General features: G+C 73.2%; 13 protein-coding genes. 7 read left to right on the forward strand and 6 right to left on the reverse strand.

Translation table 11 applies throughout. From position 1 onward, the window contains the following. The first annotated feature begins 81 nt into the window (after positions 1-81). Positions 82-528, forward strand: a complete 447-nt coding sequence (locus H4W80_RS10440; RefSeq protein WP_192784908.1) for an Lrp/AsnC family transcriptional regulator — start codon at positions 82-84, stop codon at positions 526-528. Positions 529-609: 81 nt separating this feature from the next. Continuing rightward, positions 610-945 (forward strand): hypothetical protein, encoded by a 336-nt coding sequence (locus H4W80_RS10445; protein WP_192784909.1) that lies wholly within the window; start codon positions 610-612, stop codon positions 943-945. 131 nt (positions 946-1,076) lie between these two features. Here the strand turns inward: H4W80_RS10445 and H4W80_RS10450 are convergent, their stop codons facing one another. Continuing rightward, positions 1,077-1,292, reverse strand: coding sequence for a hypothetical protein (locus tag H4W80_RS10450; RefSeq protein WP_192784910.1), 216 nt, complete (start codon positions 1,290-1,292; stop codon positions 1,077-1,079). A gap of 374 nt (positions 1,293-1,666) precedes the next feature. Between H4W80_RS10450 and H4W80_RS10455 the strand changes: the two genes are divergently transcribed. Both H4W80_RS10455 and H4W80_RS10460 read left to right on the forward strand, forming a co-directional pair. After that, positions 1,667-2,449, forward strand: a complete 783-nt coding sequence (locus tag H4W80_RS10455; RefSeq protein ID WP_192784911.1) for a class I SAM-dependent methyltransferase — start codon at positions 1,667-1,669, stop codon at positions 2,447-2,449. Positions 2,450-2,554: 105 nt separating this feature from the next. Continuing rightward, complete coding sequence (locus H4W80_RS10460) at positions 2,555-3,961, forward strand: FGGY-family carbohydrate kinase (protein WP_192784912.1); 1,407 nt, start codon at positions 2,555-2,557, stop codon at positions 3,959-3,961. A 428-nt stretch (positions 3,962-4,389) separates the two neighbouring features. Here the strand turns inward: H4W80_RS10460 and H4W80_RS10465 are convergent, their stop codons facing one another. Genes H4W80_RS10465 through H4W80_RS10485 form a run of 5 tightly spaced genes read right to left on the reverse strand, consistent with a single transcriptional unit; the run spans position 4,390 to position 8,695 of the window. Then, positions 4,390-5,367, reverse strand: a complete 978-nt coding sequence (locus tag H4W80_RS10465) for a quinone oxidoreductase family protein (RefSeq protein WP_225963352.1) — start codon at positions 5,365-5,367, stop codon at positions 4,390-4,392. Next, positions 5,367-5,726, reverse strand: a complete 360-nt coding sequence (locus H4W80_RS10470) for a hypothetical protein (RefSeq protein ID WP_192784913.1) — start codon at positions 5,724-5,726, stop codon at positions 5,367-5,369. Before H4W80_RS10470 ends, H4W80_RS10465 begins: the two co-directional genes overlap by 1 nt. Then, the gene (locus H4W80_RS10475; protein ID WP_192784914.1) at positions 5,723-6,586 is read right to left on the reverse strand and encodes a DODA-type extradiol aromatic ring-opening family dioxygenase; all 864 of its coding nucleotides are present in this window, start codon (positions 6,584-6,586) and stop codon (positions 5,723-5,725) included. The genes H4W80_RS10470 and H4W80_RS10475 overlap by 4 nt, the downstream gene beginning before the upstream one ends. After that, positions 6,579-7,526, reverse strand: coding sequence for a citryl-CoA lyase (locus H4W80_RS10480; protein ID WP_318786791.1), 948 nt, complete (start codon positions 7,524-7,526; stop codon positions 6,579-6,581). The genes H4W80_RS10475 and H4W80_RS10480 overlap by 8 nt, the downstream gene beginning before the upstream one ends. Continuing rightward, complete coding sequence (locus H4W80_RS10485) at positions 7,523-8,695, reverse strand: CaiB/BaiF CoA transferase family protein (RefSeq protein ID WP_318786792.1); 1,173 nt, start codon at positions 8,693-8,695, stop codon at positions 7,523-7,525. The genes H4W80_RS10480 and H4W80_RS10485 overlap by 4 nt, the downstream gene beginning before the upstream one ends. Positions 8,696-8,855: 160 nt before the next feature. Here H4W80_RS10485 and H4W80_RS10490 point away from each other — a divergent pair, with 160 nt between their 5' ends. The 3 genes from H4W80_RS10490 (at position 8,856) to H4W80_RS10500 (ending at position 13,341) form a co-directional block, all read left to right on the forward strand. Next, positions 8,856-10,298, forward strand: a complete 1,443-nt coding sequence (locus H4W80_RS10490) for an amidohydrolase family protein (protein ID WP_192784915.1) — start codon at positions 8,856-8,858, stop codon at positions 10,296-10,298. Between the two features lie 82 nt (positions 10,299-10,380). Further along, positions 10,381-11,181, forward strand: a complete 801-nt coding sequence (locus H4W80_RS10495; RefSeq protein ID WP_192784916.1) for an IclR family transcriptional regulator domain-containing protein — start codon at positions 10,381-10,383, stop codon at positions 11,179-11,181. Between the two features lie 162 nt (positions 11,182-11,343). After that, positions 11,344-13,341, forward strand: a complete 1,998-nt coding sequence (locus H4W80_RS10500) for a M14 family zinc carboxypeptidase (RefSeq protein WP_225963353.1) — start codon at positions 11,344-11,346, stop codon at positions 13,339-13,341. Positions 13,342-13,348 lie beyond the last annotated feature (7 nt).

The raw sequence follows: 13,348 nt of genomic DNA on the forward strand, positions 1-13,348 counted from the left end.
TCCCGGCTCTCATCGGTTACGGAACCATCTTTTCCCGGCTATATCGGCATTCTCCCGTGAATCTGCCGGTAGATTCGCGTGATGGCCATCAACCTTGACGACGTCGATTGGGCGATCATCGGCCGGCTGCAGCAGGAAGCCCGGATCTCTCTCAGCGAGCTGGGCCGGCGCGTGAGCCTCAGCGCGTCGGCCACCACCGAACGGGTGCGGCAGTTGGAGGCGCAGGGCGTCATCACCGGCTATCAGGCGGTGGTCGACCTGGCCAAGGTCGGCTATCCCGTCCTGGCCCTGGTCCGGCTGAAGTATCCGGGCAACCACCACCAGCCGTTGCGCCGGCTGCTCGCCGAGCGCCGCGAGATCCTGGAGTGCCTGCGTACCACCGGCGACGATTGCTACACGCTGCGGGTCGCCGCGACCTCCATGGCGCATCTGGAAGAACTCGTGGACGAGCTGGCCGGGTTCGGCAGCACGACCACCAGCGTCGTCTACAGCCAGACGCTGCCTTACCGCGGCCCCGACCGGCCCTGAGCTGATTCTCAACGGATCCTCAACACGGCCCGGCCTACCTTCCTCTCATCGGTCACACCGACAGCAGAAAGGAAGGCCGCAATGACCGCCTTCATCCGCAAGTCGCTCACTGCACTGACCATCGCGGGCGCCGCCTCGGTGAGCCTGCTGGCCACCGCCCCCACCCAGGCGAACGCCGACACCCAGACGGTCACCCAGGCCCTCGGCAACGCCCCGTCCTGCGTCAGGGTCTGGGAGAAGAAGGGCAAGGTGACCAAGACGGGCTACGCCCGGAACAACTGCGGTCGTGCGCTCAACCTCAAGATCATCTGGGCGGACGGCGGCGACGGCCCCTGCACGCGGGTGGCACACGGCCAGTACATCTCGCACAAGGTCGCCAGGTGGCCGCGCCGGTTCGACGGCGCAGGCCGGTGCTGACCTGGTTATCACGCCTGGCCGAAGCCGCGATCGAGAGTCAGTCGGCAGGTGGCCGGCTTCATGATGAACGGCTGCGTCCTGCGCCCCGCCTGTGGGCGCAGGACGCAGCCGTTCATCTGGCGCGTTGCCGGCTAGCAGAGGGTCCTTCGCGCGGATTCCCTGTCACCGACCGGTGTCCTGGCCAGCGTGTAGTAGTTTCCGTGGCCGGTCCTGCTGCAGTAGGCGTATGCGGTGACCGGGCTGGTGTATCGGGGGCAGCAGCCTGCCCTGACGTCGGGCCCGGGCACGTCGATCCAGATCTCCACCGTGACGGCCTGGTTGCCGCACCCGCCGATTCCGGAGATCACGTCTCCGTTCTGGCCCGGAGGATAGGCGTACGGCTCGTACCCGTTGCAGGTGGCCGCAGCCGAGGCGGCCGATGTTTCCGCTGCCGCTGACGCCGCCGAGGCCCATGGCATGAGGAGCCCTAGCGCCACTGTGAGAATCATGATGGTTCGCCGGAACTTCATCCTTTTCTCCCATCTACGAGCCACCAAGGATTGAGCGAGGTCGATGGTTCCGCGTCGAGGCGGAGGCCCTCGTCGTACGACGATTCTGGTGAGCGGCCGGATCGGCGGCTATCCCGTATCCGCCGAGGTATCTCGTTCACTGGATTGACGGAATCAGCGCAGGCCGTAAAAGCAGTGGCCGTGCGGGCTCGGGGCCACGTACGTTCGCCTCCATGGTTGACGCAGCTTTCGGACATCCGCGCCTCGCCGCCATCTACGACCCGCTCGATCCGGACCGCAGCGATCTCGACGCGTATCTCGCGATGGCGGAGGAGTTCGGCGCGCGGTCCGTGCTGGACATCGGGTGCGGTACGGGCGTGTTCGCGCTGCTGCTCGCCGGGCGCGGGATCACGGTCACCGGGATCGATCCCGCGCGGGCGTCCGTCGACGTCGCGCGTGGCAAGCCGGGCGCGGAGCGGGTGCGCTGGCTCGACGGCGACGCGGGGGACCTGCCGCCCATGCAGGTCGACCTGGTGACGATGACCGGGAACGTCGCCCAGGCGATCGCCGATCCGCGGGCATGGCGTGCGACGCTGCGCGGCGCGTACGAGGCGCTGCGGCCCGGCGGGCGGCTTGTCTTCGAGACGCGCGATCCGGCGCAGCGCGTGTGGGAGGAGTGGGCGGAGTGGACGCGCGAGACCACGTACCGCATGACGAACATCCCGGGCGTCGGCCACGTCGAGACCTGGGCCGAGCTGACGGACGTGAGCCTGCCGCTGGTGAGCTTCCGGGGTACGCACGTGTTCGCCGCGGACGGGGACGTGCTGACCTCGGAATCGACGCTTCGCTTCCGCGAACGTACGGAGATCGAGCGGGACTTGCACGAGCACGGCTTCGTCGTCGAGGACGTACGCGACGCACCCGACCGGCCGGGGAGGGAGTTCGTGTTCGTGGCGCGGCGCGATGCCGCGGAGCTCGTCCCTCCCGGAATGAACGCCGGGCAGACGGGACTTTGAAGACACTCCCTGATCAGGGCCGAAGCGTTCTCGTGCCGTAAGACCGAGTAGGCGGGCTCTGGGGCGGTGGCCGGGCCCGGTGATCGGCTCCGCCATAGTGACAGCATGAGAATGCTGGCCGGGGTCGACGTGGGGACCACGCATGTCAAGGTGGGCTTCTTCGACGAGCTGGGCGGCTGCGCCGTGGCCGTGCGGCAGCCGACCCCGCGCGAGCTGCCCGCCCTCGTCGCCGCGGTGACGCGGGCGCTCGGCGAGTGCGCCGAGCGGGCCGGGCGCGGGCCGGACGCGATCGGGATCGCGGGCATGGCCGAGACCGGCGTGCCCCTCGACCGCGCGGGGCGGCCGCTCACCCCGCTGCTGTGGTGGAACGACCCGCGGGCCGCGCGGGAGGCCGCCGAGCTGAGCCGGGACGCCACGGCGTTGTACGCGCTGACCGGCCGCCGCGCCGACCCCAAATCGCCGCTGGCCAAGTGGCTCTGGCTGCGGGCCCACTCGCCCGAGGTGCTGGAGTCGATGCGGTGGTGGGCGAACGTGCCGGACGCCGTGGCGTACGCGCTCACGGGGCGCCTGCGGACGCACGAGACGCTGGCCGCCCGCACCCTGGCCTACGACCTGGACGCCGGGGACTACGACCCGGGGCTGCTCGCGCGTGCCGGGCTGCGCACCGGGCAGCTGCCGGTTCCGGGCGGGTCCGTGGAGCCGGTCGGGCCGCTGACCGCGCGGGTGAGCGGGGTGGCGGCCGGGGTTCCCGTGGTGATCGCGGGCCATGACCACGCGGTGGGGTCGTGGGCGGCGGGGGTGCGGCGGCCCGGCGACGTGGCCGACTCCCTCGGCACGGCGGAGGCGGTGATGGTGCCGTCGGACACGCGCCCGGATCCGCGTACGGGGCTGGCCCGCGGCATCACGACCGACCCGTCGCTGGACGGGACCCGCAAGGTGGTGGTCGGCGGCCTGCCCACCAGCGGCGCCATGCTCGACTGGCTGCTCTCCCTGACGGGGAACGGCGAGAGCGGGTACGCGGCGCTGCCCGGGCTGCTGGGCGGGGTGCGGTTGCCGACGGGGATCGTGGTGGAGCCGTACCTGCGGGGCCGGTCCGCCCCCGCGCCCGACCGCGCCCGGCGCGTGACGGTTTCGGGGCTCGGGCCCGAGCACACGCCGGGCGACCTGCTGGCGGCGGCCGTCGAGGGCACCTGCCTGCACGCCCGCTGGATGCTCGACGCCCTCACCGCCGTCACCGGCACCGCCCCGGAGCGCCTCGTGGTCCTCGGCGGGCAGGTCAGGCTCCCGCTGTGGATGCGGGTCAAGGCCGCGGTCTCGCCCGCCCCGGTCGAGGTGGTGCGATCCGATGACGCGGTCTGCGCGGGCGCGGCACTCATCGCGGGGCAGGCGGGCGGGTCGCTGGACGACGTGCCCGTGCTCCCCCGCGATCGCCAGCCGCCCGAACCCGATCTCGCCGCCGCCTACGTCCCCATTTACGAACGTTTCCTGGCTTCGGCCCGCACACCCCGATAACGGCATGGCCCGCACACCCCGATGAGGGCCCGGCGAAGCGGACGCCTGCGGGCGACGGCGGCGCGACTTGGCGTGGCAGGGCGGGATAGAGGCGGAGACGGGACGGGTGTGGTGGGGCGGGCGTCGTCGTGAGGCGGACGGAGCGGGGTGGAGCGGCACGGCGCCGGGCGGCACAGCGCGGGGCGGCGCGGGCGGGGCGGCGAGAGCGGAGACGGCGCGGGGCGGCGCGGCGCGGCGCGAGCGGAGACAGCGCGGGGCGAGCGCCGCGAGCGGGGAGGCGCGAGCGGAGACGGCGCGGGACGGCGCGGCGCGAGCGGGGCGGCGCGAGCGGAGACGGCGACGGCGACGGCGACGGCGACGGGGTGAAGCGTGCCGACGCGAAGCGTGCCGGGGCTGGCGGGACCGGCGGAGGCGGGCGACAGCACGGCTCAGGTGACGCGCAGGACGATCCGGCCATCGGCCGTGCCCGCCGCCTGGCGGCGCCATGCCGCTCCCGCATCCTCCAGCGGCACCACCTCGTGGGCCACCGACAGCCGCCCCCGCGCCGCGTGCTCCGCGACCAGCGTGATGGCCTCGGCGCGCTGCTCCCGGGTCAGCTCATTGTTGGTGTAGCCGAGCACCCGCAGCGACCGGCCGCGCAGGGTGGAGGAGTCGAGCGGGCACGTCTCGGAGGCCGAGCCGCCGAGGTTGACGAGCCTGCCGCCCGGCCGGAGGGTGCGGGCCGCAGCGGCGGCCGGGGCGCCGAAGAGCGGGTCGAGCACCAGGTCCGCCGGGCCGTCGCACGCAGCGGAGAGGCGGGCGGCGAGGTCGGCCACGTCCTGCGTGCCGAGCTCCACCACCGCGTCCGCGCCCGCCCGCTCCGCCCGTTCCCGGCCTTCGGGAGAGCGGGCGGCCGCGACGACCCGGCGCGCTCCGGCGAGGCGGGCGAGCCGCACGGCCGCCTGGCCCACCACGCCCCCGGCGCCCAGCACCACCACCTGCTCCCCCGTTGCGAGCTCGCCGCGCCAGGTCAGCGCCATGTGGGCGGCCACGGCCGACAGCCCGAGCGCGGCGACGGCGTACGGGTCGGCGCCGGCGGGCAGCTCCACCAGGTCCTCCGAACGCACCACCGCCAGCCCGGCCATGCTCCCGTCGCCGGGCGCCATTCCCGCCGTGGTCGGGAACCACACGGCCCGGTCCCCGACGGTCCCGACGCCCTGGACGCCGGGCACGTAGGGGACGGCGGGCGTGCCGAAGTAGGAGGCGCCGCCCGCGCACAGCAGGTCCAGCGGCGTGACCGGGGCGGCACGTACGCGTACCAGGCTCTCCCCCGGCCCGGCCACCGGCACGGGGACGTCGCCGACCACGGGCGGCCGGCCGCACGCCTCGACCCGGGCCGCGCGCATCCGGCCGTGCTCACCGGTCATCAGGTCGCGATGTCCGGGTACGGGAGCCGGAAGGCCGCCAGCCGCCGCGCGTACTCCGTCTGGAAGCCCAGCGGCGGGTGGTCGCGCTCGAACATCGCGATGAACAGGGTCAGCGTGAGAAACGGGTGCGCCCCCAGCTCGAACAGCTTCGGGTAGTCGTGCGCGGCCAGCGCCTCCCGCTCGTCGTCGTCGAGGCGCAGCCAGGTGGACGACTCGCCGGTGTGGCAGCCGAGGATGCGGTTGGCCTGCTCTGACTCCCACCACTCGACGGTGGCGCGCGGCTCCTCGCGGTAACGCTCGACCAGCTCGGGGTCGCGGTCGACGGTGAAGAGGAACTTGTTCAGCACATACTTGCTCACGAAGAACCCCCGCTCGGATACCAGGTGAAGTACGCCTCCATGGTGTGGAACAGGTCGTACGTGTCCACGTAGTCGGCCTTGCGGCCCTCCCCCGCCACGCCCATCATCAGCATGAAGTCCATGAACCCGTGCGTGGCGTTCCCCGGCAGGTGGAGGCTGTCCAGGGTGACCTCCGACAGGCAGCCCTCGATGTCCCCGGTGGAGATCCACTCCACGGCCTTGCGGTCGAACTCCGGGTCGGGCCCGTGCGGCCCGAACTGGCGCGGCCCGCCGAGCTCCAGCGACAGGTGCCCGGTGCCGATGACCGCCACCCGCCGGTCCGCCGGCCAGGACTCCACGAGCTGCCTGATCGTCCGTCCGAGCTGCACGAACCGCTGGGGACGCGGCAGGGGCGGGGCGAAGATGTTGGTGTAGACGGGCACGATCGGCAGGTCGGCCTCGGGGCGCAGGGTGATGATCGGGCACGTGATGGAGTGGTCGATGCGCAGCTCGTTGCTGAAGGCGAGGTCGAAGCCGGCGTCCAGGCCCTCGCGCAGGATGTACGCCGACAGGTCCTCCTGACCCTTCAGCACCATCCGCGGCAGCCCGAACTCGCGCTCCTCGTTGTAGAAGTTGGCGTCGTAGAACGGCGCCTTGCCGACCAGGAACTGCGGCATGTTGTCCAGCCACAGCTGGTGGAAGTGGTCGGAGCCGACCATCACCAGCACGTCGGGCCGCGCCCTCGTGAGGGTCTGCCTGAACGCCTCCACCTTGCGCACCCACTCGTCGGCGAACGGCGGGCGGTCCTCGCCGGTGGAGGTGCTGGCGCGGTAGTAGAAGGGGTGGTGGGTGGATGCGATGACCGCGACGAGTTCAGCCATGCGTACCTCCGTTGGCGGCATACGGCTCGGGCGGGACGGGACGGTTGTTGAGGTCCACCGAGAGGAAGATGTCGTTGGCCACGGGACGGCGCAGCTCCTCGGCGAGCTGCCCGATCAGCCCGGCCGTCCTGGCCAGCAGCGCGAAGCCGCGCAGCAGCTCCAGCGGCAGCCCCAGGTCGGCCAGCGCCGCGCCGCACGCGCCCGCCCCGTTGAGCGGCAGCGTCCGGCCCAGGACCTGGGGGTGCACGCGGCCGACGGCGGCGTAGAGCGACAGGTGCGGCCCGAACAGGCCCTCCTCGGCCGCGATCTCGAACAGCCGCGCCGTGCGCGGATCGCCGTCCTTGTGCACGTGGTGGCCGAGGCCCGGGATGCGGCCGCCCGCCGCGCGCCGGGCCCGTACGGTCTCCAGGGCCAGGGCGTCCCAGCCCGCGTCGTCGGCCGGGAGGGGGTCCGCGGCCCGCAGCACGCCGGCGAGGAAGCGGCCGCAGTCCTCGGTGACGCCGAGGAAGCGGGAGCCGCCGCCGAGCAGCCCGGCGGCCAGCGCTCCCTGGACGGAGTCGGGCGCCGACAGGTACGTCAGCCGCGTCACGATCGCGGTGGGCGTGAACCCGTGGTCGGCCAGCGCGGCCAGCACGGCCTCGAACACGCGCACCTCGCCGCGGGCCGGGCGGCGCTGCGTGGCCAGCCAGAACGCCAGCTCACCGAAGCCCACCTCGCCCATGACGTCGGCCGCCAGGTCGTGCCCGAGCAGGGTGATCGTCTCCAGCGAGGACGCCCCGAGCGCGGTCGGATACTCCTTCCGCTCCCCGGCACGACCGCCGCCGACGCCGGGCTCCTTCAGCTCCCCGGCACGACCGCCGCCGACGCCGGCGGGCTCCTTCGGCTCCCCGGCACGACGGCCACCCACGCCGGCCGCCTCCTCCGCGTTCCCGCCGCTCACGACCGGGCCTCCCCGCAAGCGCCATCGGCCGGCTGGGTGAGCCATTTACGCAGCTCCGTGCCGTGCTCGTCGAGCTCCGGCGGCGGCAGCCGGTACCCCGCGGGCGTCCGCGAGAACCGGATCGGATGCCGCGTCGTCGGCACGGCCCGCTCCCCCTCCCCCACCACGACCACCGGTTCGAGGCCGAACCGCTCGGCCACCGCGAACCCCCCGTCGATCGTGTTGATCGGCCCGCTCGGCACCCCCGCCTCCACCAGCAGGTCGAACCACTCCTCCGCCCGCCGGGTGACGAGCCGCTCCACGAGGATCGGCCTCAGCTCCTCCCGCCGCGCGGTCCGGTCGGCGTTGCGGGCGAAGCGCGGGTCGTCGGCCACCTCGGGGATGCCCAGCACCTCGCACAGCCTGCGGAACTGCCCGTCGTTGGCGGCCGCGACGATCAGCTCGTGGTCCGCCGTCGGGAGCGGCTCGTACGGGAACACGCTCGGGTGCGCGTTGCCCATCCGGTACGGCACCACGCCCCCGGCCACGTACGCCGAGCTCTGGTTGACCAGCCCCGTCAGCGCCGACGACAGCAGGTTGACCTCGACGTGCTGCCCCTGCCCGGTGGCCTCCCGGTGCCGCAGCGCGGCCAGGACGCCGATGACCGCGTGGTTGCCCGCCATCACGTCGAACACCGAGATCCCGGCCCGGTACGGCGGCCCGCCGGGATCGCCGGTCAGGCTCATCAGGCCCGACATGGCCTGCACCATCAGGTCGTACCCCGGCACCCGCGCGCCCGCCCCCGCGCCGAACCCGCTGATGGAGGCGTACACGACGCCCGGGTTCGCCGCCAGCACGGCCGGGAAGTCCAGCCCGTACTTGGCGAGCCCGCCCGGCCGGAAGTTCTCCACCAGCACGTCCGCGCGCCGGGCCAGCTCCCTGGCCGCCTCCGCGTCGGCCGGCTCGCGCAGGTCGAGGGCGATCGACCGCTTCCCCCGGTTGACCCCGAGGTAGTACGTGGACGCCTCGCCCCGCGCGGGCGGCGTCCACGACCGGGTGTCGTCCCCGCCGGGCGACTCGACCTTGACGACGTCGGCCCCCAGGTCGGCCAGGAGCATCGTGGCGTACGGCCCCGCCAGGACCCTGGAGAAGTCGGCCACCAGCAGGCCGGACAGCGGCCCCTCAGGCACGATGGACTCCCTTTCCCGCGTCCGTTGAACGGACGATTGTCCGTTGGGCCAGATCTCATCACCGACGCGAGCCCGCGTCAACCGTCTTGACACCGGAGTGAGCGCTCATCACAGTGACTGTGACCGTGTAGCGGACAATCGTTCGCAAGGAGCGTGTGCCATGAACGAGTTCGAGGCCGGACGGCCCGTGGTGCTGCGCGGCGGCACCGTGCTGCCCATGTCACCCGGCGGGAGCAGGCGGGTGCTGCCCCGCACGGACGTCCTCGTGACCGGGGACAGGATCGCCGCCGTCGGCACCGAGCTGGAGGCGCCCGAGGACGCGGTCGTCATCGACGCCTCCGGCGGCCTGGTCATGCCGGGCATGATCGACACCCACCGCCACATGTGGCAGACGGCGCTGCGCGGCTACGGCGCCGACTGGACGCTCACCCAGTACTTCGTCTGGTTCTACCTGGAGCACGGCAAGCTGTTCCGCCCCGAGGACATCCACGCCGGCAACACCCTGGCCGCGATCGAGGCGCTGGACGCCGGCGTCACCACCGTCGTGGACTGGTCGCACGGCCTGCGGACCGTCGACCACGCCGACGCCGCCGCCGACGCGCTGGAGTCCGTGCCCGGCCGGTACGTGCTCGCCTACGGCAACATCCAGCAGCCGCCCGCCGAGTGGACGGCCGCGCCCGAGTTCCGCGACTTCGTGCGCCGGCGCGGCGCCGGCGGCGACATGCTCGGCTTCCAGATCGCCTTCGACGTGCTCGGCGACCCGTCCTTTCCCGAGCGGCCCGCGTTCGAGGTGGCCCGCGAGCTCGGCGCCGCCGTCACGACGCACGCCGGCGTGTGGGGCGCCACCAGCGACGACGGCATCCGCCTGATGCACGAGCACGGCTTCATGACGCCGGAGACGATCTACGTGCACGCCGCCTCGCTGTCGGCCGACTCCTACCACCGCATCGCGGCCACCGGCGGCTCGATCTCGGTCTCCACGGAGAGCGAGCAGAGCGCCGGCCAGGGCTACCCGCCCACCTGGGCCGTGCGCGCCCACGGCATCCCGGTGTCGCTGTCCATGGACACCAGCGTGTGGTGGAGCGGCGACCTGTTCTCGGCCATGCGCGCCACGCTCGGCGCCGACCGCTCGCGCGAGCACCTGGAGGCGCACGCCAAGGGCGAGACGGTCACGCACTGCGGCCTGCGCGCCGACCAGGTCGTGGAGTGGGCGACCCGGGGCGGCGCCCGGGCGCTGGGCCGCGACGACCTGGGCGTCATCGAGCCCGGCAGGAAGGCCGACCTCGTGCTCGTCAAGAACGAGCACTCGCCGGTGTCGTTCCCGATCCTCAACCCGTTCGGGCACGTCGCCTTCCAGGCCCAGCGCGGCGACGTGCACACCGTCATCGTCGACGGCCGCGTGGTCAAGCACGAGCACCGCCTGCTCGGCGTCGACCTCGCCGGGGCCCGCGCGCAGGTGGAGCGCACGGTCGAGCACCTGCGCTCGGCGATGGGCGACGAGGCCTGGGAGCAGGGCATGAACCCGGACATCCCCTCGGCGGAGGTCCTCGACAACCCGTACACGTACACCGGCTACCGCAGCGACGCCACGCACCGCCGCTGATCGGCCCCAGTATCGGCCGCTGTGCGGACGGCCGACCGTCTAGAGTCGGATCGGACGGATTCCGAGCGAGGCGAGGGCGTAGATGGCACGTGGTGGCACCGGACCTGACTTCATCGAGGCGCTGGCCCGCGGCCTCGATGTCATCAGGGCGTTCCAGCCTGGGCGCCCGGTCATGTCCCTGACGGAGGTGGCGACGGCCGCCGGCCTGGCCCGGCCGACGGCCCGCCGCATCCTGCTCACCCTCCAGGAGCTGGGGTACGCCAGGGCGGAGCAGGGCGGGTTCGCGCTCACGCCCCGGGTGCTGGAGCTGGGCGTCACCTACGTCCGCTCGATGGGGCTGTGGGAGGTGGCCAGGCCGCACCTGGAGCGGCTCGTCACCCAGACCAACGAGTCGTCCTCGATCGCCCAGCTCGACGGCTCGGATATCGTCTACGTCGCCCGGGTCGCGGTGCCGAAGATCGTATCGCTCCAGGTGCAGATCGGCACCCGCTTCCCCGCGCTCCAGACGTCCCTGGGCAAGGTGCTGCTGGCCGCGCTGCCGCCGGCCGAGGTGGAGCGGGTGCTGGCCGAGCCGGGCCGCTCGGGCATCGAGCCGCGCTGGCGCCCCGACGCCAAGGAGCGCGAGGCGGCGCTGCGCGCGGTCCGCGCCAAGGGGTGGGCCGCCACGGACGAGCAGCTCGCGCTGGGGATCCGGTCGGTGGCGGCGCCGCTCAGGGACGGGCTGGGCAACGTCATCGCGGCCGTCAACGTCAACGCCCACGCCGCCGAGACGTCCATGGAGAAGCTGACCGGCGAATACCTGCCGCTGCTGCTGACGACGGCCGGCGCGATCAGCGCCGACTGGGCGCTCTACCAGGCGGTCCCGCACGTCACGGCCTCCTGAGAGCCATCCCCCTGAGCCGGTCCCGCACGTCACCGGCCTCCTGAGAGCCGTCCCCGCGCCGCCTGGGTCTTGCCGGTTTGGGCAAGTCCGCTTTGAATGTGCCCCATACCGGTGATCCAGGAGGGGCCGATGCGCGGTGCACGGGCGTCCGCAGTCGTTCTGTTGATCGTTCTCACGACGTTCGTGGCCGCGGAGCCGTCCGTCCCGGCGGTCGCCGGGCCGAGCGACCCGGAGCCGGCCTCGCTGGTCACGCTCTCCGTGCCCGACCGCGCCGCGATGGAGCGGCTGGTGGCCTCGGGAGCCGACCTCACCGAGCGGGTGCGCCCGCAGGCGGACGGCAGCGTCCAGGTGGACGCGGTGGCCACGGCCAGCCAGCTCGCCGCCTACGCCGCGCTCGGCGCGACCCTGGCGCCGGGCACGCCGCCCCAGGCGAAGGCCAAGGTCACCACCGCCCAGGACCAGCTCGTCATCGAGCGGGCCGTCTGGATGAAGTCCCGCGAGGGCTACTTCCTGTCGGTGGAGGCGTCCAGCAGCGCGGGCGAGGCGGCCACGCTCACCGTGACGTGGAAGGGCAAGGGCGGCTCGACCGGGCAGGCGCCGATGGTCGCGTACGTGGACGCGGGCGCGTACCTGGGCCACCAGTTCAGCACCCCGGTGCCCGCCGGCGACCGGCCGCAGTGGGTCACCGTGACCTCCGCCGGCGGCGGCACGGCCGAGGCCAAGGTGCGGGAGTGGCCCGACGGCGACCGGCCGGACCGCGCCGGTCCCGGCTACCAGAAGGACTTCGTCACCCAGTACATGCCGCCCGCGCAGCTCAACGAGCGGATCAAGGCGCTGCACCGGCGTTACCCCAAGCTCACCGAGCTGATCACGCTGCCGTACCCGACCAACGGCTACCGGCGGCACGCCCAGGCGCTGATCGGCACGCCGCCCGCCGCCGCCGTCGTGCTCACCTCGGACGCGTACGGCTCCGAGGGCGGCAACGACGTGGCCGTCGAGCTGGTGAACCCCGGCGCGGCCGGCCGCCCGCTGCAGGTCACCGTGAACGGCAAGCTCATCACGGTCAGCCTGGCCACCGACGCCTCCGGCGCCCCCGCCAGCACCGCCGCCCAGGTCACCGCCGCGATCAACGCCACCGCGAGCACAGGTGTCAAGGCCGCGACCTACCGCGCCGACGCGGGCGGCGGCGTCATGGCGCCCGCGCCGCTCACCCAGCTCAGCGACTTCCTCAACGCGCCCGCGAGCGTCTCCCGCGCGCCCGCCCGGGTGCTGGCCCTGCGGATCGGCGCCCACCGCGACGGCAGCCGCACCGGCGTGCTGGCCTACGCCCAGGAGCACGCCCGCGAGTGGGTGGCGCCTCTCGTCGTGGTCGAGGCGGCCGAGCGGCTGCTGCGCAACCACGCCCGTGACCAGGCCACCCGCAGGTTACTGGAGCGCACCGACGTCTTCATCGTGCCGACCGTCAACCCGGACGGCGCCAACTACAGCTTCTACGACTTCAACGGCCAGCGGAAGAACCTGACGAACCACTGCCCGCCGCAGCAGTCCGACCCGGCACTGCGCAACACCTGGGGCGTGGACGTCAACCGCAACTACGCCGTCGGCTCGCTGTCCGACGGGTACTTCGGCGCCTCGGCCAACTGCCAGAGCGGCACGTACGCGGGCCCCGCCGAGCACTCCGAGCCCGAGAGCCGCAACGTCATGTGGCTGGCGGAGACGCACCGCAACATCAGGTTCGCCATGAACGTCCACAGCTACGGCGGCTACTTCATGTGGCCGCCCGGCGCGTACAAGCTCGACGGCCGCGTCGCCCTGCCCAGGCCCACGGACCGGCAGGAGGCGTACTTCATGCGCTCGGCCCGCACGATCGAGCAGGCCATCGCCGCCGAGCGCGGCACCGTCATCTGGCCGCAGCAGACCGGGCCCGTGACGGACGTGCTCTACTCCGCGGCCGGAAACTCCGCCGACGAGCTCTGGTACGACCACGGCGTCTACGGGTGGGACTTCGAGGTGGGCGCCGACCTGTGGGACCCCGGGACGCGGACGTGGCAGGCCGTGGGCTTCCAGCCGCCGTTCACGGAGGGGCACGCGGAGGCGCTGGAGTTCGCGTCCGGGCTGATCTCGCTGGTGGGGATCGCCGCCGACTACCGGGAACCCTGATCCGCGC

This window comes from Nonomuraea angiospora (genome assembly GCF_014873145.1).
Lineage (GTDB): Bacteria > Actinomycetota > Actinomycetes > Streptosporangiales > Streptosporangiaceae > Nonomuraea > Nonomuraea angiospora.

Coding starts and splice junctions, on each gene's coding strand:
- H4W80_RS10440 (WP_192784908.1), top strand. CDS start 82: ATGGCCATCAACCTTGACGACGTCGATTGGGCGATCATCGGCCGGCTG.
- H4W80_RS10445 (WP_192784909.1), top strand. CDS start 610: ATGACCGCCTTCATCCGCAAGTCGCTCACTGCACTGACCATCGCGGGC.
- H4W80_RS10455 (WP_192784911.1), top strand. CDS start 1,667: ATGGTTGACGCAGCTTTCGGACATCCGCGCCTCGCCGCCATCTACGAC.
- H4W80_RS10460 (WP_192784912.1), top strand. CDS start 2,555: ATGAGAATGCTGGCCGGGGTCGACGTGGGGACCACGCATGTCAAGGTG.
- H4W80_RS10465 (WP_225963352.1), bottom strand. CDS start 5,367: ATGACCGGTGAGCACGGCCGGATGCGCGCGGCCCGGGTCGAGGCGTGC.
- H4W80_RS10475 (WP_192784914.1), bottom strand. CDS start 6,586: ATGGCTGAACTCGTCGCGGTCATCGCATCCACCCACCACCCCTTCTAC.
- H4W80_RS10490 (WP_192784915.1), top strand. CDS start 8,856: ATGAACGAGTTCGAGGCCGGACGGCCCGTGGTGCTGCGCGGCGGCACC.
- H4W80_RS10495 (WP_192784916.1), top strand. CDS start 10,381: ATGGCACGTGGTGGCACCGGACCTGACTTCATCGAGGCGCTGGCCCGC.